Genomic DNA, 17,529 nt, shown 5'->3' with positions numbered 1-17,529 from the left:
CTCGCCGTGGTCGTGGCTGCGGGTGAGCGGCTCGGTCGGGCCGCTCGGCATCGCGACCACGGTGCTGTGGCTCAGCATCATCGTGCTGCTGCCGCTGGCCGCGCTGACCGTGACCTCCTTCGAGGAAGGCTGGTCCGGCTTCTGGGACGCGGTCACCGCGCCCGCCGCGCTCGACTCGCTACGCATCACCGTCTTCGTCTCGGTGGTCGTCGCGCTGATCAACGTGGTGATGGGCACCCTCATCGCCTGGGTGCTGGTACGCGACGACTTCCCCGGCAAGGGCATCGTCAACGCGCTGATCGACCTGCCGTTCGCGCTGCCGACCATCGTCGCCAGCATCGTGCTGTTGTCGCTGTACGGCCCGCAGAGCCCGATCGACATCCACCTCAACGCGACCCAGCCCGGTCTGGTGGTGGCGCTGGCGTTCGTCACGTTGCCGTTCGTGGTGCGCTCGGTGCAGCCGGTGCTGATGGAGGCCGACCGCGAGGTCGAGCAGGCCGCGCTCTCGCTGGGCGCGGACAACTGGACGACGTTTCGCCGGATCGTGCTTCCGACGCTGACGCCCGCCATCATCAGCGGCGGCGGCCTGGCCTTCGCCCGCGCCATCGGCGAGTACGGCTCGGTCGTCCTGATCGGCGGCGCGATCCCGCGCGAGACCGAGATGGCCTCGCAGTACATCCAGAAGCAGATCGAGATCGACCGGCCGGTGAACGCCGCGGCCGTGTCGGTGGCGCTGCTGGCGATCTCGTTCGTGACGCTGCTCGTGCTGCGTCTGCTCGCGGACCGCAGCGCGCGTAAGGAGCAGGCGAGCCGATGAAACCGTCCGCCCTGACCCGCATCTCGTTGCGGACGGTGGCACTGGGCTACCTGTTCGTCCTGCTGCTGCTTCCGCTGATCATCATTCTGTGGCGCACCTTCGAGAACGGCATCGGCGCGTTCCTCGATTCGATCACCACGCCCGCCGCCATCTCGGCCTTCCAGCTGTCGCTGCTCATCGTGGCGATCGTGGTGCCGGTGAACGTGGTCTTCGGTGTGGTCACCGCCATCGCGCTGGTGCGCGGCCGATTCCCCGGCCGCAATCTGGTGCAGGGCATCGTCGACCTGCCGTTCGCGGTCTCGCCGGTCGTCGTCGGTGTCGCGCTGATCCTGTTCTGGGGCGCGGGCGGCTGGCTCGGCGGTATCGAGGACCTGGGCCTGAAGGTCATCTTCAACCTGCCTGGCATGGTGATCGCCACCATCTTCGTGACGCTGCCGTTCGTGGTGCGCGAAGTCGAACCGGTGCTGCACGAGATCGGCGACGACCAAGAGCAGGCCGCGGCCACGCTCGGCGCGTCACGGTGGCAGACGTTCTGGCGGATCACGCTGCCCGCGATCCGGTGGGGCCTGACCTACGGCGTCGTGCTGACCGTCGCGCGTGCGCTCGGCGAGTTCGGCGCGGTCATCATGGTGTCCTCGGCGTTGCCCGGCCAGTCGCTGACGCTGACGCTGCTGGTGCACGGCCGCTACATCAACGACCACAACAGCTTCGGCGCCTACTGCGCCGCGACGCTGCTGATGGGCATGGCCCTCGTCGTTCTTCTGCTCATGACCCTCCTCGAACGCAAGCGGGACGCCAAATGATCACCGTGACTAACGCCCGAAAGAACTACGGCAGCTTCGCCGCGCTGGACGACGTCACCATCGACATCCCGTCCGGCGAGCTGACCGCGCTGCTCGGTCCGTCCGGTTCCGGCAAGTCGACGCTGCTGCGCTCCGTCGCCGGGCTGGAGTCGCTGGACGCCGGCATCGTCACGATCGCGGGCAAGGACGTGACCAACGTGGCGCCGCAGAAGCGCGACATCGGCTTCGTCTTCCAGCACTACGCCGCGTTCAAGCACATGACCGTGCGCGACAACGTGGCCTTCGGCCTGAAGATCCGCAAGCGCCCCAAGGCCGAGATCGCGAAGCGGGTCGACGAGCTGCTCGGCATCGTCGGTTTGGACGGCTTCCAGCACCGCTATCCTGCGCAGCTCTCCGGCGGCCAGCGCCAGCGCATGGCTCTCGCCCGCGCGCTCGCGGTGGACCCGCAGGTGCTGCTGCTCGACGAGCCGTTCGGCGCGCTGGACGCCAAGGTCCGCGCCGATCTGCGCACCTGGCTGCGCCGCCTGCACGAGGAGGTCCACGTGACCACCGTGCTGGTGACCCACGACCAGGAGGAGGCGCTCGACGTCGCCGACCGCATCGCGGTGATGAACAAGGGGCGCATCGAACAGATCGGCACCCCCGAGGACGTCTACGACCGGCCGTCCAACGAGTTCGTCATGTCCTTCCTCGGCGATGTCGCCCGGCTGAACGGACATCTGGTGCGCCCGCACGACATTCGCGTCGGCCGCGACTCGAGCATGGCGCTCGCCGCGCACGAGGGCACCGCGGAATCGGCGGGGGTCACCCGCGCGACCGTCGAGCGGGTGGTGCACCTCGGCTTCGAGGTGCGGGTGGAGCTGCGCAACGCGGCCACCGGCGATCACTTCGCCGCGCAGGTCACCCGCGGTGACGCCGAGGCGCTGCGGCTGTCCGAGGGCGAGACGGTGTACGCCCGCGCCACCCGGATCCCGGAGCTGCCCGAAAGCTGATCCCCGCGCGGGGCCGGGTTTTCGCAACCTTCCGCGCGCGTCGCCAGGTTGTGCGGTGCGCGAAGCGTGCGGATGGTGTGGGCGGTAGCGGCGACTCCTTGTCCGGCACGGGCGCACCGGTGAGTCGCGGATACGCCGTGACGGGTATCGGCGTGGGACACGCTGTGCGAGAACTGGTTCGAGGCGGTTCGGACGGTTACCGCGGGCTGCTAGGGCATTGCTGGATCAGCTGTAGCGCGCGGTGAGTTGATCGCGGTTCTGCCGAATCGCCTGTCGCCCGGCAAATGTCGACCGGCGATCGGCGGTTCGGGACACGCCCGGATGTATTCCGTACTACGTGCGTGTCTCAGGGCAGATCGGGCAGGTCGGATGCCATCGGGACCGGGACGGCGGCTAGCACGCGGCAAGCGGCGGGGTGCGGACAACCGGCTGTCCGGTGGTTGGCACGGCGGTCGCGGGGTGGTTGCGTGGTCGGTGTTCGAAGCACATCGGCTCGTCGATCGGGTGAATCGCGATGGCAGTTGGTCTTGGTTTGAGCATCGGCACGGTCAATTCGGTGACCGCGCTGGCGGACACGGCATCGGCCAAAGCGCCGCCGGGTCTGCTCGGACACCGACGGCACCCGCGCCCGACGCCCTCCGTCGCCCGGCGCACCACCTTGACCTTCGACAGCAGCGGCTCGGCGCGCGTCGGCCTGATTCCCCGGCACGGCCGCGCCATCACCGAATTCGCCGATCTCGGCCTGCGCGACGGCACGACGGCCAGGGTCGGGCACCGCACGCTCGCGCCCGCGGATCTCGTCGCGGTGGTCACCGACTGCCTCATCACCGAGGCGATGAACGACCGGAAGGCGGTCGGTGCGGAGGTAGTGCTGACCCACCCGGCGGCCTACGGGGCCGAGGTGCTTGCCGAGCTACGCGGCGCGCTGGACGCGATCGGACTGCATCACGTCGCGCTTGTCGCCGAGCCGGTCGCCGCGGCGGCTTGGCTGGAGGCGGCGCACGGTCCGCTGATGCCCGGCCTCGCCCTGGTCTACGACCTCGGCGGCGCGAGTCTGGATGTCGCGCTGGTCCGGGTCGGCGCGGGCAGGCCGCGCGATCCGATCGTCGGAGTGCCGTTGCGTTCCGCGGAGTTCGGGGGGCGCGCGTTCGGCGCGCTGCTCGCGGCGCGGGGGAGCGGCGAATCCTCGGTGGCGGGAACCGGTCTCGCCGACCAGTCGCGCGCCGAGCACGCACGCGCGTCGCTCGAGCTGGTCTACCGCTGCCTGAGCACGGCCGACGTCACCATGGCCGACGTCGACTGCGTGCTGGTGGCGGGCGGCCCGGCCCGGCCGCCGGAGGTCGCCGGCGTGCTCGCCGCGGAATTGGCGCGACCGGTGGTGGTCGCGCCCGATCCGGAACGCACGATCGCGGACGGCGCGGCGCTGCTCGCGCGGCAGACGGCGGCGTCCGCCGAGGATGCGGGCGCGCCCCGCAGGGCCAAGGGCCTGCTGCGCTCGCGGCGCAAGCCGACCAGGGTGGCGTCGGCCGCGGCGTTGTCCGCGGGCGGTGCCGTGCTCGCTTTCGCGCTGCCCGCAGACGGCGCGGTCGCGGGGTTGGCACCGTTCGGACTGCTCTGACCCTGGTCACAACGGCGGCGGTCGGGTAAATCACCCGGCCGCCGCCGTTTCATGTGCGCGGAGCGACATCGTGAGTTGACGTCACTCGTCGTAGGTGTAACTATGGGGTACAGGTAATACGTCCCCCGAGGAAGGCAGTGACGACGATGTCGACAGCCGAGAAGCACGCTATCGATCCCGATCTCGAGCAGGCGCAGAAATACGCCGCGAAGCTGCTGCTGCTGTCCGAGGGCTCGGTGAACAAGCACTTCGACCCGTTCGAGGACATCGACTGGGACAACCCCGACTATGCCGCCGACGCGGGCGAAGAGCGCTGGATCCTGCCGCACTCGGCCGACCCGCTCGGCCGCCACCCCTGGTACCTGGCCCTGCCGAAGGATCAGCAGATCGCGCTCGGCAAATACCGCCAGGCCAACGTCGCCAAGGTCGGTCTCCAGTTCGAGTCGATCCTGATCAGTGGCATGGTCATTCACAACTTCGGCCTGCCCAACGGCTCGCCCGAGTTCCGCTACTGCTCCCACGAGATGATCGAGGAGCACAACCACACCCTGATGTTCCAGGAGATGGTGAACCGGATCGGCATCGACGTGCCCGGCATGGGCCCGCTGGTGAGCATGTTCAAGTACCTCGCCGCGCCGGTCGCCGCGAAGATGCCGAACCTGTTCTTCATGGCCGTACTCGCCGGCGAGGAGCCGATCGACCACATCCAGAAGGAGATCCTGCGCTCCGGCGAAGAGGTCCACCCGATCATGCTCGGTGTGATGGCCATCCACGTCGCCGAGGAGGCGCGCCACATCTCCTTCGCGCACGAGTTCCTCAAAAACCACGTGCCTGAGCAGGGCAAGCTCAACCGGTTCGTGCTCTCCCTCGCGATGCCGGTCATCATGTGGATCCTCGGCCGTTCCATCGCGACCCCGCCGAAGACGTTCTTCAAGGAGTTCGACATCCCGGAGAAGGTCCGCAAGGAGCTGTTCTACGGTTCCAAGGAGGCCAAGCAGGTCTTCGCCGACTACTTCGTGGACGTGCGGGCGCTGGCCAAGGACCTCGGCCTGATCAACCCGATCTCCAAGCGGGTGTGGAAGCTGCTCGGCATCGACGGCCCGATGAGCCGCTACCGCTCGGAGCCGCTGCGCGTCGTGCACGCGAGCTGAGCGGCGGTCCACCATGCCCTACGTCGTCACCCAATCTTGTTGCAGCGACGCGTCTTGCGTGTACGCCTGCCCGGTCAACTGCATCCATCCCACGCCCGACGAGCCGGACTTCCGCACGGCGGAGATGCTGTACGTCGACCCGAAGGCCTGCGTGGACTGCGGCGCGTGCGCCACGGCCTGCCCCGTCGACGCCATCACCTCGTCGAAGAAGCTGACCGAGGAGCAGAAGCCCTTCATCGAGATCAACGCCGACTTCTACCGGCAGACCCGGCCGCGCCCGTTGCTGGCCCGGCCGGTGCCCGCCGCGGAGATTCGCGCGGAGCGCGCGCCGCTTCGGGTGGCGATCATCGGTTCGGGCCCGTCGGCGATGTACGCCGCGGACGAACTGCTGACCCAGCCGAACGTGTCCGTCACCGTGTTCGACCGGCTGCCCGTGCCCTACGGTCTGGCCCGGCACGGCGTCGCGCCGGACCACGCCAAGACCAGGCAGGTCAGCAGGCTGTTCGACGTGATCTCGGCGCAGCCCGGCTTCGGTTCGTACCTGAATGTCGAAGTCGGCTCGCACGTGACGCACGAGGAGCTGCTCGGCCACTTCCACGCGGTGATCTACGCCGTCGGCGCGTCCTCGGACCGCAAGCTCGGCATCCCCGGTGAGGGCCTGCCCGGCAATGTCTCGGCCACCGACTTCGTCGCCTGGTACAACGGTCATCCCGATCACGCCGACGCCCGGTTCGATCTGTCGCAGAAGCGCGCGGTGATCGTCGGCAACGGCAACGTGGCGCTGGACGTGGCCCGCATCCTGGCCAGCGACCCGGAGACGCTGGTCGGCACCGACATCGCGCCGCACGCGCTGCGGGCATTGCGCGAGAGCAAGATCGAAGAGGTGGTCGTGCTCGGCCGCCGCGGTCCGGCCGAATCCGCTTTCACCGTCCCCGAATTCGTGGGCCTGCTCGGCTCCGATGTGGACATCGCGGTCGAGGGCGAGCTGCCGGAGATCACCGCGGAGCTGCCGTACAAGATCGAGCAGAAGCTGCGGCTGCTGCACAGCGTCGCGGACCGTCCGTTCGGCGACCGCAAGCGAATCGTGTTCCGCTACTTGGCCGCACCCGCCGCAGTGCTCGGCGACGAACGGGTGACCGGTCTGGAGATCGGCCGCAACGAGCTCGTCACCGAGGCCGACGGACACACCACGGCCGTCGCCACCGGCGAGACCGAGTGGATCGAGGCCGGGCTCGTGCTCACCTCGGTCGGCTACCGCGGCGTGCCGTTGCCCGGGCTGCCCTTCGACGAGCGGGCGGGTGTGATCCCGAACGAGAACGGCCGGGTGCTCGGCGAAGCGGGTGGCGCGGTGCTGTCCGGCGCCTACGTCACCGGCTGGATCAAGCGCGGTCCCACCGGCTTCATCGGCACCAACAAGTCCTGCGCGCAGGAGACCGTGCGGCAGCTGGCCGACGACTACAACGCCGGTCGCCTGCCCGAACCCGCGGGCAGCGCCGCCGATTTCGATCGGTTGGTGCGCGGCCGCAGGCCCGAGGTCGTCGCGGGCGGCAACGTGGTCGCGCAGCCGAAGCCGTTGCGCAGGCTGCTCGCCCGGGTCTGACGGCCCGCGGGCTCGGTCGCGCGATGAGGTGCGTCGTACCTTTGCCGCTGCGGCAATGCGCTGACTGAGGGCGGTGTACGTCCAGCAGCGCCGATCAGGACAGAGCCGATTTCCGTCGAACGCCACGACAATGCGATGTGTATCGTCGTGGCGTTCGGCGTTCGGCGTTCAGCGTGCGGTGAAGCCGCCGTCGATCGCGAGGGCCGCGCCGGTGACGAAGCTCGCCTCCCTGCTCAGCAGATAGGCGCAGAACGAGGCGATCTCGTCCGGTGTGGCGATCCGGCCGAGCGGGTGCAACGCCGCGATGGTCGCCTCCCCTTCGGGTGTGGCGCCCATCGACTGTCGAAACGCCGGGGTGTCGACCGCGCCGGATACCAGCGCGTTCACCCGAACGCCCTGTTCGGCCGACTCCAACGCGACGGCCTTGGTCAGCCCGACGACGCCGTGCTTGGCGGCCACGTACGGCGCCACCGACGCCATGCCGACCACGCCCAGGTTCGACGCGTTGTTCAGGATCGCGCCGCCGCCCGAGGCGACGAGCGCCGGAATCTGGTGGCGCAGGCCGTAGAACACGGCCGTGAGGTTGAGTTCCAGATCCGCGCGCCAGCCGGTCTCGTCGATCTTGGCCACCGGACCGAACGCCCGCACCGCCCCCGCGTTGTTGAACGCCACGTCCAAACGGCCGTATTCGCCGACGGCCGCTTCGGTCAGCCTGGCGACGTCGGCCTCCACCGTGACGTCGGTCGGGACGAACAGCGCTCGGCCGCCCGCCCCGCGGATCTCCTCGGCGACTCGCTCACCGGCGTCCTTGCCGCGCGCGCCGAGCACCACCGCGGCGCCCTCGGCGGCCAGCCGCAGTGCCACCGCTTTGCCTACGCCCGAGCTGGCGCCCGTGATCACCGCGACCTGCTCCGCGAACCGTGTCGACATCTGTGCCCACTTTCCTTCCCGTTCTAGCCTTTTCGCTGTGGCGGACGTTGCCGCCGTAGTCAGTCAACCGAGGGTGCGACGGCATCGCTGGCGGTAAACGGACGTGGCGTTTGATGTGTCATCTATTCGCACGGGATGCGGCGCTGCGTGAAGTTGATGACTCTGGCTAAGTATTGGTTACCGACCAGTCGGTGTGTGCCGACCGATATGCCTGTCGCGCCCCGATGGTCCGTTTCGGCTAGTTTCCGGTAGCGACACGAAGTCGCTGTGCGGTAGCGGAATCGGGTGTCGCGCAGGCGTTCCCCGGCGTGTCGAGGGGGCTGAATCGTTGTCCGAAGGCCCGATCTACCTGGGCATTCGAGTCATTGTTGCCGAAACCCAAACGTTCCATATCAATTCGGCATCCGGATAGTTCCCTCAGCAGCTAACCTGTGGGGGCTGTTTGGAAGACGACCGCGGCCACACGGCTCGACTGTGTGCTGGACGTGGTCACGGTGCGTTGACGGGATAGCGAATGACTACATGTCTGGGTTTCAGCATCGGTTCAGTGAACTCCATAGCGGCTTCCGTGACCGAAGGTCTGATTCGACCCACGGTGCGCACCAGGCGCACGGCACTCACGTTCGACGACGCGGGCGGCGCCCGAATCGGCGGCATTCCCCAGTTCAGTTCGGCCATCACCGATTTCGCCGACCTGGCGCGCGACCCGGAACCCTTGGTCGTCGGCGGCAGGATCTTCTCCCCGGCGAACCTCGTCGCCGCGGTGGTGACCGGACTGCTGGAGGCGGCCGAGCCGAGCGCGGGCGTGGTGGCCACCTATCCGGCGATCTACACCGACAAACAGCTCGCTCTACTACGCCAGGCGCTCGATCTCAACGGCGCCCGACACGTCATGCTGATACCCGAGCCGGTGGCCGCGGCCGAATGGCTCGAATACGAGCAGGGTCCGCTGGAGACCGGCTTCGTCCTCGTCTACGACCTCGGCGGCACCAGCCTCGACGTGTCCGTCGTGCGCGTGGGGCCGGACTGGGACAACCATCCCATCGTCGGAAAACCGCAGCGCTCCTACGATTTCGGTGGTCGCCCGCTCGGCGACATGATCGCGCGGTACGCCCGCACCGGCGTGCCCGCCGCCACGGTGTCGATGACCTCCATCGTCGACGTCGACGGCCTGCGCGCCGAACACATCAGGGATTCCTTCGAGGTGGTGCGCGCGTGCCTGCGCTCCACCGGCCGCAGCCTCTCCGACATCGGACGCGTCCTGGTGGTCGGCGGCGCGTCCCGTCCCGCCGAAGTAGCCGGGACCCTGGCCGAACTCGGCTGTCCGGTGGTGCGGTCGGCCGATCCGGGTCAGGTGATCGCCGTCGGGGCCGCGCGGTTCGCGGCCCGCACCTTCGCCCCGGCGAGCACGGGGGAGCGGCCCGCCCCACGCGTGGCCGTATTCTCGAGCGCCGCCGTGGCTTCGGCGCTCGCCATGTCGGCGGCCACCGTCTTCGGCGGCTCCGGCGACACCGGTCTGCTTCCGGTGCTCGATCGCTTCCCGGCCGCCGCGCCGCTACCCGGCGACGCGCTGCTCTACGAACCCAATGGCGACACCGCCTTCGACCAGGCGGTGCGGCAGGGCCTCCCGGCGCCCGCGGCACAGTACGCCTCCTACGCCTTCTCCGGCGGCGGTTACGGCCGGTTCGTCTCTTCGGTCGGGTACAGCGCGCCGATCGGACCGTCGATCGACGAGTCGCGTGGCGGATCGCACAACGATTCCCGAACCTGCTGCGGGGGCGCGGGGACCCAGTACGCCGACCCCGCCCAGTTCAGCAACCCACTGCCCTTCACCAAGCGCGTGCCGCGGGTGAGCCTCCCGTCGTGGGAGCGGCTGAACCCGTCGCTTCCTGGCGTCGGTCTGCCGTCGGAACCCAACACCAATCCGGCGCCGAATCCGCCCGCTCCGAACCCTTCGACGCCGGTGGATCCCTCCGCCCCGGGCAACACTCAACCCGGCTCGGGCACACCGTCCACGCCCGGATCGGGCGGGCCGACCACCGGGGGCTCGACATCGCCCGGTGGGACCGATACGCCGACGGACGGGTCCGGCTCCGGTGGAACGGACGGGAATTCGTCGCCGGGCGGGGACACTTCCGGCGGCACGGGTGGGGCGTCTTCGGGAGGAACTTCCGGCGGCGACGATGGTGCGGCCGGGGGCGGCACCGGGGGAGCGTCGGACGGCACAGGCGGTGCTGACGGTAGCTCCGGTGGCGCCTCGTCGGGTGGTGCGTCCGGCGGTGGTTCGGACGGCGGTGCGTCCGGTGGTGCTTCGGGCGGCGGTGCGTCCACTGGCGGAGGAGGAGCTTCGTCCGGCGGTGACTCTTCGAGTGGCGGAGCGTCTTCCGGGGGTGGAGCGTCATCGGGCGGTGCGTCGGGTGATGGTGCTTCGGGTGGTGGAGCGTCTTCCGGTGGAGCGTCTTCCGGTGGTGGAGCGTCTTCCGGTGGCGGTGCGTCGTCCGGTGGCGGAACGTCATCGAGTAGCGGTGCTTCGTCCGGCGGTGCTTCCGGTGGCGGTGCGTCTTCCCGCGGCGGCACGTCGTCGGGCGGCGGTACCTCCGCGGGCGGCGGCGCCTCCTCGAGTGGAGGCGCGTCCTCCAGCGGCACCTCCTCCTCGGGCCGCTCCGGCGGAATCTCCTCCGGCGGTGTGTCTTCCGGCGGCTCGGGCGGCAGCTCCAGATCCGACTCCAAGCCCGGCGGTTCCGGCCGTTCCGGAGGTGCGGGCGGTTCCGGTGGCGCGAGCGGCGGCTCCAAGGTCGGTGGCGGCTCCAAGGTCGGCGGGGGCGCTGGCGGTTCCGGCGGTGGTGGTGGTGCTGGTGGCGGCGGTGGCGCGCGCCGCTGAGCAGCCAGTGGCCGCCACATCGAGCCCATTGTCGTTGTCCGCGAACGAAGTACCGGTCGGCGGATCCGAGGACGTCGTTGGCGGGGGCGAGGGTTCCAAGCCCGGCGGTCCCGGTGGTGCGGCCGGTTCCGGTGGCGCGGGCGGCGGCTCGAGGTCTGTTGGTCGCGCAGGTGGCGGCGGTGGTGCGCGCCGCTGAGTATCTGGTGACCGCCACGACGAGTCCATTGTCGTTGTCCGCGAACGAAGTACCGGTCGGCGGATCCGAGGACGTCGTTGGCGGGGGCGAGGGTTCCAAGCCCGGCGGTTTCGGTGGTGCGGCCGGTTCGGGTGGCGCGGGCGGCGGCTCGAGGTCCCGCTGGCGGCGGGGGAAACTCGCGCCGTTGATCAGCGGGACCCCACGGCCAGGCATTGTCGTTGCCGTCGACAGAAGCCTCGGTGGGTTCGACGCCCGCCGTTGCACGCGCGTGCGGGGTTGCGGGGCAACGACTGTCATCGCGCCACGATGGACCCGCACGGCATCGGACCCTGCTCGAACCGCGGACGCGCGTTCGCCCCACACGGCACAATGGGCAGGTGAAAGCGCATGGGGGAGGGCCGCGGCTGATCGCGTTGGATGTGGACGGCACGCTGCTCGAGACGGGAACGCCGGTCAGTGCGCGGGTGGCCGCGGCGGTGGCGGCGGCCGTCGCGGCCGGGGCGCACGTCGTGGTGACGACCGGACGCACGCTGTTGACGACGCGTCCGGTGCTCGCCGAACTCGGGTTGGTCGAGGGGCACGCCCTGTGTTCCAACGGCGCGGTGCACATCGATGTCGCCAAGGGCGTGCCGGTGGCGGTGCAGGCGTTCGATCCGGCGCCCGCGGTCGCCGCGTTGCGCGCCCTGTTCCCGAAGATGATCTTCGCGGTGGAGAAGGTCGGGGTCGGCACCTGGGCGACCGGTGACAGTCCCGGCGAATTCTCCATCGGCGAATACCTTCTCGTGGACCACGGCGCACTGAGCAGCGAGCCGACGCCCCGCCTCAACGGCTGGTGGCCGGACGGGACGCTGGACGAGATGCTGGCTCTGTTGCAGACCTTCAAGGTGCCCGACGCGAGCTGGGTTCACGGGGAATTCGGCCCGTGGCTGACCGTGTCGCGGCGCGGGGTGTCCAAGGGATGGGCGCTGGAACGGCTGCGCCTCGCCCTCGGCATTCCGCACGCCGCGACGCTGGCTATCGGCGACGGCTACAACGACCGCGAAATGCTGCGCTGGGCCGGGTATTCCGTCGCCATGGCCAACGCGGCGGACGACATCCGCGCGCTGGCCGACGAGGTGACCGGCGACGTCGCCGCCGACGGTGTCGCCACCGTGCTGGAGCGCTGGTTCCGCTGACCTACACGCCGCCGGTCTTGGCGACGACCTCGCGGTAGTGCGGGTTGGACATGATCCCGATGATGTTGCCGAACGGGTCCACCACCGCGGCGGTGACGAAACCTTCGCCGTTGCCGCGCGGGGTGATCGGGTCGTACTCCTCGGCGCCGAGATCGAGCAGCCGCTGGAAGGTGGCTTCCAGATCGTCCACGTGCCAGTTCAGGATGCCGCCGCCGCCCGGCTCGTTGTGCGCCCCCCTCGGCGCGTAGGCGCGGTTCACGATGCCGAGCTCGGCCTGGTAGTCGCCGATGCGGAACTCGTAGTACCCGTTCGGTACGTGGTAGTACGGCGCGACGCCGAGGAATTCGGCGTACCAGTCCTTCGCGGCCTCGAGGTCGTCGGCGTAGTAGGTGACGGTGGCCATTCCACGCAACATGTCGGTGCTCCTTCGGTTCGTCTTCACTGATCTGTTTTCGCTGGTGAAACCATTCTCGCGGGTAAAGTGCTCACCAACTGAGCACTTTTTGCGGCAGAATCTCGGATATGCGAGCGGATCGTCTGGTGGCCACCTTGCTGCTGATGCAGGCCCGCGGCCGGGTGACCGCCGCGGAGGTCGCCGAGGAGCTGGAGGTCTCGGTCGCGACGGCTCGCCGCGACCTCGAGGCGCTCTCCGCGGCGGGCATCCCGGTCTATCCGCAGCCGGGCCGGGGCGGCGGCTGGTCGCTGATAGGCGGTGCGCGCACGGATCTCAGCGGTCTGTCCGAACCCGAGGCGCGGGCGCTGTTCCTGCTGGCGGGCGCGTCGGCCAGCGCGAACCCGGAGGTGAAATCCGCGCTGCGCAAGCTCGTTCGGGCCCTGCCGCATACCTTCCGCGCCGACGCCGAGGCGGCGGCCGACGCGGTGATCATCGATCCAGCGCGGTGGGGGCAACGCGACCGGAACCGGCCCGGCGTGGTGGATCTGTTGCAGCGCGCGGTTGTTCAGCGGCGCCGGGTGCGGCTGGAGTACGAGCGGGCGGGTGTGCGCACCACGCGGATGGTCGACCCGTGGGGTTTGGTCGACAAAGACGCCATCTGGTACCTGATCGCGGGCACCGAACGGGGCAGCAGGACCTTCCGGGTGGACCGGATCGTGGACGCGTCCCGCACCGACGAAACCTTCGACCGTCCGTCCGAATTCGACCTGTCCGGGGCATGGGAGGAGGTCGTCGGGGCGATGGAGCAGCGGCGCGCGGCCACCGCGGCCACAGCCCTGATCGCGCCCGAACTGCTCCCGGTGCTGCGTGATCAGCAGGGCAGGCACTGCGAAGTCGACGGTCCGGTGGCCGACGGGCGGGTCCAGGTTCGGGTCACCGCGCCGACGCCGCGGATGATCGCCCAGCAGCTGGCGGGATGGGGTGCGGACATCGAGGTGCTCGGCCCGCCGGAGGTGTGCGAGCAGCTCGCGTCGCTCGGTGCGGAACTGGTCCAACGATACGGGTCGGCCCCGTAGCCTGAACCGGCTGCGAACCAACCCTTTTCAGCCGAAGGGGGCGCTGCGTGGCCAGCACTCGAGGCGCACTTCGGGGCCACCGACCGGCTGCTCGGCGCTGGTTCGGGCGTTCGCGCCGGTCGTGCGCCGCTCGCCGAGCCGGTGCCGTTCCTCGCGGTACCGCGTGCCGCCTTCATCGGCAACTCACCGTTGCTGTACGGTTACCAGCGCTGAACCCGATCGATTGCGTGCCCTTCCCGCACACGCCGAATACGATCCGCGGTCGTTGTGCGAGTTCGTTTGTGAAAGTTCCGTTTCGATGACGTTCGACTGGAGCGCGATGAACCGCAAGCATTCACATGTCCTGGCCGGGATCACCGCGGTGATGATGGCCTTCGCAGGCGCTTTCACCGTTTCCGGCAGCGCGGCCTACGCCGAACCGGGAGAGGCCAGTGGGGGAGGGATGCGACTGGTCGCGGCGGTGGACACCAATGTCGTCGTGTCCACCGGTGATCTCGCCTTGGGGGTGCCTTTCGCGCATTCCGCCAAGGTATCCGGAAACTTCACGGCTACTCTCGACGGAGCCTCGACGCTGCGCGAGGGCCTGCTCGTGGCCGGATATCTGGTCGGCTGCGCGGTCGACATCTCCGAGGGCATCGATATCAGCATCGCCGCGGCCACCGGCGCCGACATCCAGGTGACGCCCGGGCTTCTCGGTCTCGGTCTCGGCCTCGATCTGGACATGCCGCCCGATATCGCTCTCGATCTCGATCTCGGTGGGGAAGTCTCCTTCGGGGTCTTCGGTGAAGTCGGCGGTGAGATCACCGTGAGCTTGAACCCGGGCAGCGTGACCGTCGTGCCGATCGTCGAGGCGGAATTGGAAGAGGATTCGATATTCCCCTTCACTTTTACGCACTCCAACACCGCGCTGAATGTCAACGGATGCCTGTCCCCGGCATCGGCCATTCCTTTCCTCACTGTGCGTGCCGACGCCCGCAACGGCATCGTGCAAACGACTGGCTACGGCCCGCACTTCGTGTTCTGAGCCGCCCGGCAGGATGCCTGCATGACCGACTACGCCCGTCCCTAAACCTTTCCCAACCGTGATCCGCATCACTGTTTTTGCGCTCCTGGGGAATGCGGCGACAAGATGATCTTGCTCCGCCTCGCTCCAAGTCGAGGCGGAGCAGTCATGTACCGCAATGACATTCGACATCTATCGGGGGTCGGGGAGAGATGGGAACCAATATGGTCCGTGGGACCTTCAAGAACGCAGGCCGCAAGATGATCGCCGGTGTGCTGCCGTTCGCGGCCGCAGTCGCACTCGTCGGGGTCGCCGCCCCCGCGCAGGCGGCTCCGGTGCAGGCGCCCGCTCCGGTCGTGCAGCAGGTCGCCGAGCCGGTGCAGTTCGTCGCGGCGGGTTCGGGCATTCCGCTCGAGGAGATCGCGACGAACCCGGAGGCGAAGAACTCCGACCCGCTGGCCAACGGCGCGGCCGCGGGCGCTGCCGCAGGTGCGGCGGGTTCGGGTGTGCTCGCCGCGGCGTCGTGCCTGCCGGGCTTCCTCGTCATGGCGGTGCCGTGCGGCATCGCGGGCGCGATCAACGGTGCGATCATCGGTACGGTCGTCGGCCTGCTCGTCGGCGCCATCGCGCCGGAGTCGGTGCCGCAGGTGCTGCCCTGATCGAGGGCTGAGCGCGGTTCCGCAGAACCGTGCGGACCACTGGGCCGTGTCCCGGGGCGAAAAGCCCTGGGGCACGGCCCAGTTCATTGTCGGCGGCTCAGTTCGCCGCGGCGTCGGCGAGAACACGCGCGCTCAGCGCGCGCACCATTTCCGTGGCGACCACCGCGTGGCCGCTCGTGGTGAAGTGGATCAGGTCGGCGCTCATCAGCTGCGGTCGCAGCCGCAGGGGGTGCTCCCAGAAGTCGACGAGCACCGCGTCGTAGCGATCGGCCACCTCCCGGATGATGTCGTTGAGCACGGCCATCCGCTCGCGCATCGGCCGCATCGGCGCCATCCGCTCGACATCCCAGACGTCGGCGAGGGTGAACGTCGAGACCTGCGCGCCGCCGCGGCTCACCGCGGCGAACAATCCGTCGAGGTTCGCCCGCATCTCGTCGACATCGCCGCCGGGCAGGAACAGATCGTTGCCACCGCAGCTCACGTGGACCAGATTCGGCTCGAAAACCAGTACCCGCTGGAGTTGTTCGTCGCGCACCTGGGTGGTGGTCGCTCCGATGCGTCCGGTGTTGAGGTAGGCGAGACCGGGCCGCACGGCCCTGAGCACGGCGGCGAGGCGATCGGCCCAGCCCATGGCTTCGTATCCGGGACTCGGGTCCCCGACGCCCTGGGCGATGGAGTCGCCGAGTACGGCGAAGCGGCGCCACGGCACGTCCCTGAGCAGTGCGCGTGCGGCGTCGGGGCTCAGCAGCATCGGGTCGTCGGCTTCGGTGTGAATGTCGTTGTGCGTCACGAGGACTCCTAGTCGGCGGGGACAGCGGTGGCGGCCGGATCGGGCTGCCGGGTCGGTACCGCGCACAGGCAGGCCGCCACCACGGCGATGCCCGCGCAGGCCGCGAAGAGGGTGTGGAAGCCAGCGAGCGCGTCACCGGGATGGGCGGCGAACACCGCCGCGAGCACGGCGACGCCCAGCGCGCCGCCGACCTGCCGCGCCGTCAGGTTCATGCCGATGCCCGCCGCGAACTGCTGCGGCGGAAGCGAACTCGCCGCGGCGGTGCCCAGCGTCGTCACCACGATGCCGACCGCGCCGCCGCCGAGCAGTCCGGCGGGGATCCACGCCGACCACAGCGCGGGCGTCGGCCCGAACGCGTCGGTGCTCATCCAGACGAGGGTCGCGGCGAACAGCAGCGCACCGAGCACCCCGACCCAGCGGCGCGCCGCGGGCGCGGTGACCCGTCCCGCCAGGGTGGCGCTGACCATCGACGCGACGGCGCCGATGGTCAGCGCGGCCGCCGAGCCGAGCACCGAGTAGCCCCAGATCCCGTCCAGGAACAGCGGTCCGGCCAACAGCCAGGCGAACATCGCCGCGCCGAAGACGAACGACGCGGCATTGGCCAGCGCGTACGGCCTGCTGCGCCAGAGTTCGACCGCGATCGCCGGATTGTGGTGTCGCGCCGAACGAACCAGCGCGGCGACGAGCAGCGCCGCACCGACGCCGAGGACGGTCAGCGTGCCCGGTGCGGACCAGCCCCACCGCTGTCCTTCGGTGACTCCGGCGACCAGTCCGCCGAATCCGAGCGCGACGGCCACGGTGCCGAGCGGGTCCGGCAGCGCGCTGCCGACGGGTCGCGGATCGGACACCGGAATACGCAGGCCCGCCAAGACGAGCGCGAGCGCGACCGGCACGTTGATCACGAAGACCGAGCGCCAGCCGAAGGCCTCCACCAGGCCGCCGCCGATCGCAGGGCCGACGACCGCGGCGAATCCGCCCGCGGCCGACCACGCGCCGATGGCCGCGCCGATCCGCTCGCGCGGGGTCACGCTCAGGACCAAGCCGAGCGCCGCGGGCACCATGAGCGCGGCCGTCGCGCCCTGGAGCAGGCGTCCGGCGATGAGCCACGCCGCGGTCGGCGCCAGCCCGCACAGCAGCGAGGTGAGCGCGAAACCGGCCAGCGCGACGAGGAAAAGCCTGCGCCGCCCGAGCGCGTCGGCGAACCGACCGCCGGGGGTGAGCAGTGCGGCGAACGCGACGGCGTAACCGCTGACGACCCAGGTCAGCGTGGTCGCCGCGGTGCCGGAGTAGTCGCGCGCGATGGCGGGGAAGGCGATGTTGACCACGGAGAGGTCGAGAAAGGCGATGAACGCCGCGCCGCAGGCGATCAGCAGCGTGGTTGTGGCGCTCGTCGCGGGGGGACTGGCGGTCCGGGTGGACATCTCGGTCATGGGGAGATCCTTCG

The 17,529-nt window shown here is 69.8% G+C and carries 15 protein-coding genes; 11 read left to right on the top strand and 4 right to left on the bottom strand.

Translation table 11 applies throughout. The features are described from left to right. The first annotated feature begins 16 nt into the window (after positions 1-16). From cysT to ABZV58_RS15445, 6 genes are all read left to right on the top strand, one after another. The gene (gene cysT, locus ABZV58_RS15470; protein ID WP_355001149.1) at positions 17-817 is read left to right on the top strand and encodes a sulfate ABC transporter permease subunit CysT; all 801 of its coding nucleotides are present in this window, start codon (positions 17-19) and stop codon (positions 815-817) included. Next, on the top strand, positions 814-1,620 hold the full coding sequence (gene cysW / locus ABZV58_RS15465) for a sulfate ABC transporter permease subunit CysW (RefSeq protein ID WP_355000781.1): 807 nt from the start codon (positions 814-816) through the stop codon (positions 1,618-1,620). Before cysT ends, cysW begins: the two co-directional genes overlap by 4 nt. Further along, a complete protein-coding gene (locus tag ABZV58_RS15460; protein WP_355000780.1) occupies positions 1,617-2,612 on the top strand; it encodes a sulfate ABC transporter ATP-binding protein in 996 nt (331 codons plus the stop codon). Before cysW ends, ABZV58_RS15460 begins: the two co-directional genes overlap by 4 nt. A 514-nt stretch (positions 2,613-3,126) precedes the next feature. Beyond that, positions 3,127-4,230: an Hsp70 family protein gene (locus ABZV58_RS15455; RefSeq protein ID WP_355000779.1), complete on the top strand. Its 1,104-nt coding sequence runs from the start codon at positions 3,127-3,129 to the stop codon at positions 4,228-4,230. A 146-nt stretch (positions 4,231-4,376) separates the two neighbouring features. After that, positions 4,377-5,381, top strand: a complete 1,005-nt coding sequence (locus tag ABZV58_RS15450; protein WP_355000778.1) for a diiron oxygenase — start codon at positions 4,377-4,379, stop codon at positions 5,379-5,381. Positions 5,382-5,394: 13 nt separating this feature from the next. Further along, positions 5,395-6,981 carry an FAD-dependent oxidoreductase gene (locus ABZV58_RS15445; RefSeq protein WP_355000777.1) on the top strand — a complete coding sequence of 529 codons (1,587 nt, stop codon included), beginning with the start codon at positions 5,395-5,397 and terminating at the stop codon, positions 6,979-6,981. A 168-nt stretch (positions 6,982-7,149) separates the two neighbouring features. Here ABZV58_RS15445 and ABZV58_RS15440 read toward each other — a convergent pair whose 3' ends face one another. Continuing rightward, on the bottom strand, positions 7,150-7,911 hold the full coding sequence (locus ABZV58_RS15440) for a glucose 1-dehydrogenase (protein ID WP_355000776.1): 762 nt from the start codon (positions 7,909-7,911) through the stop codon (positions 7,150-7,152). Between the two features lie 568 nt (positions 7,912-8,479). On the opposite strand from ABZV58_RS15440, the gene ABZV58_RS15435 reads away from it, so the two are divergent. Together ABZV58_RS15435 and ABZV58_RS15430 are read left to right on the top strand one after the other, a co-directional pair. After that, complete coding sequence (locus ABZV58_RS15435) at positions 8,480-10,792, top strand: Hsp70 family protein (RefSeq protein WP_355000775.1); 2,313 nt, start codon at positions 8,480-8,482, stop codon at positions 10,790-10,792. 573 nt (positions 10,793-11,365) lie between these two features. After that, on the top strand, positions 11,366-12,163 hold the full coding sequence (locus tag ABZV58_RS15430; protein ID WP_355000774.1) for an HAD hydrolase family protein: 798 nt from the start codon (positions 11,366-11,368) through the stop codon (positions 12,161-12,163). Between the two features lies 1 nt (position 12,164). Here ABZV58_RS15430 and ABZV58_RS15425 read toward each other — a convergent pair whose 3' ends face one another. Next, positions 12,165-12,578 (bottom strand): VOC family protein, encoded by a 414-nt coding sequence (locus ABZV58_RS15425; RefSeq protein WP_355000773.1) that lies wholly within the window; start codon positions 12,576-12,578, stop codon positions 12,165-12,167. A 107-nt stretch (positions 12,579-12,685) separates the two neighbouring features. On the opposite strand from ABZV58_RS15425, the gene ABZV58_RS15420 reads away from it, so the two are divergent. From ABZV58_RS15420 to ABZV58_RS15410, 3 genes are all read left to right on the top strand, one after another. Continuing rightward, on the top strand, positions 12,686-13,633 hold the full coding sequence (locus ABZV58_RS15420) for a WYL domain-containing protein (protein WP_355000772.1): 948 nt from the start codon (positions 12,686-12,688) through the stop codon (positions 13,631-13,633). Next, positions 13,596-14,657 carry an MspA family porin gene (locus ABZV58_RS15415; protein WP_355000771.1) on the top strand — a complete coding sequence of 354 codons (1,062 nt, stop codon included), beginning with the start codon at positions 13,596-13,598 and terminating at the stop codon, positions 14,655-14,657. The genes ABZV58_RS15420 and ABZV58_RS15415 overlap by 38 nt, the downstream gene beginning before the upstream one ends. A gap of 191 nt (positions 14,658-14,848) precedes the next feature. Continuing rightward, positions 14,849-15,295, top strand: a complete 447-nt coding sequence (locus ABZV58_RS15410) for a hypothetical protein (protein WP_355000770.1) — start codon at positions 14,849-14,851, stop codon at positions 15,293-15,295. A gap of 97 nt (positions 15,296-15,392) precedes the next feature. Here the strand turns inward: ABZV58_RS15410 and ABZV58_RS15405 are convergent, their stop codons facing one another. Further along, the gene (locus tag ABZV58_RS15405; protein ID WP_355000769.1) at positions 15,393-16,085 is read right to left on the bottom strand and encodes an SGNH/GDSL hydrolase family protein; all 693 of its coding nucleotides are present in this window, start codon (positions 16,083-16,085) and stop codon (positions 15,393-15,395) included. A gap of 8 nt (positions 16,086-16,093) precedes the next feature. Continuing rightward, positions 16,094-17,515, bottom strand: coding sequence for an MFS transporter (locus ABZV58_RS15400; RefSeq protein WP_355000768.1), 1,422 nt, complete (start codon positions 17,513-17,515; stop codon positions 16,094-16,096). Between the last annotated feature and the right edge of the window lie 14 nt (positions 17,516-17,529).

It is taken from the genome of Nocardia sp. NPDC004654 (genome assembly GCF_040609595.1).
In the GTDB taxonomy this organism is placed as follows: Bacteria; Actinomycetota; Actinomycetes; order Mycobacteriales; family Mycobacteriaceae; genus Nocardia.
The sequence above is the reverse complement of the archived record's forward strand: the minus strand, read 5'-3'. Positions and strand labels throughout refer to the sequence as shown.

What these genes read in the sequence shown, in the direction of transcription:
- cysW (WP_355000781.1), top strand. Translation starts at nt 814, where the DNA reads ATGAAACCGTCCGCCCTGACCCGCATCTCGTTGCGGACGGTGGCACTG.
- ABZV58_RS15460 (WP_355000780.1), top strand. Translation starts at nt 1,617, where the DNA reads ATGATCACCGTGACTAACGCCCGAAAGAACTACGGCAGCTTCGCCGCG.
- ABZV58_RS15455 (WP_355000779.1), top strand. Translation starts at nt 3,127, where the DNA reads ATGGCAGTTGGTCTTGGTTTGAGCATCGGCACGGTCAATTCGGTGACC.
- ABZV58_RS15450 (WP_355000778.1), top strand. Translation starts at nt 4,377, where the DNA reads ATGTCGACAGCCGAGAAGCACGCTATCGATCCCGATCTCGAGCAGGCG.
- ABZV58_RS15445 (WP_355000777.1), top strand. Translation starts at nt 5,395, where the DNA reads ATGCCCTACGTCGTCACCCAATCTTGTTGCAGCGACGCGTCTTGCGTG.
- ABZV58_RS15440 (WP_355000776.1), bottom strand. Translation starts at nt 7,911, where the DNA reads ATGTCGACACGGTTCGCGGAGCAGGTCGCGGTGATCACGGGCGCCAGC.
- ABZV58_RS15425 (WP_355000773.1), bottom strand. Translation starts at nt 12,578, where the DNA reads ATGTTGCGTGGAATGGCCACCGTCACCTACTACGCCGACGACCTCGAG.
- ABZV58_RS15420 (WP_355000772.1), top strand. Translation starts at nt 12,686, where the DNA reads ATGCGAGCGGATCGTCTGGTGGCCACCTTGCTGCTGATGCAGGCCCGC.
- ABZV58_RS15410 (WP_355000770.1), top strand. Translation starts at nt 14,849, where the DNA reads ATGGGAACCAATATGGTCCGTGGGACCTTCAAGAACGCAGGCCGCAAG.
- ABZV58_RS15400 (WP_355000768.1), bottom strand. Translation starts at nt 17,515, where the DNA reads ATGACCGAGATGTCCACCCGGACCGCCAGTCCCCCCGCGACGAGCGCC.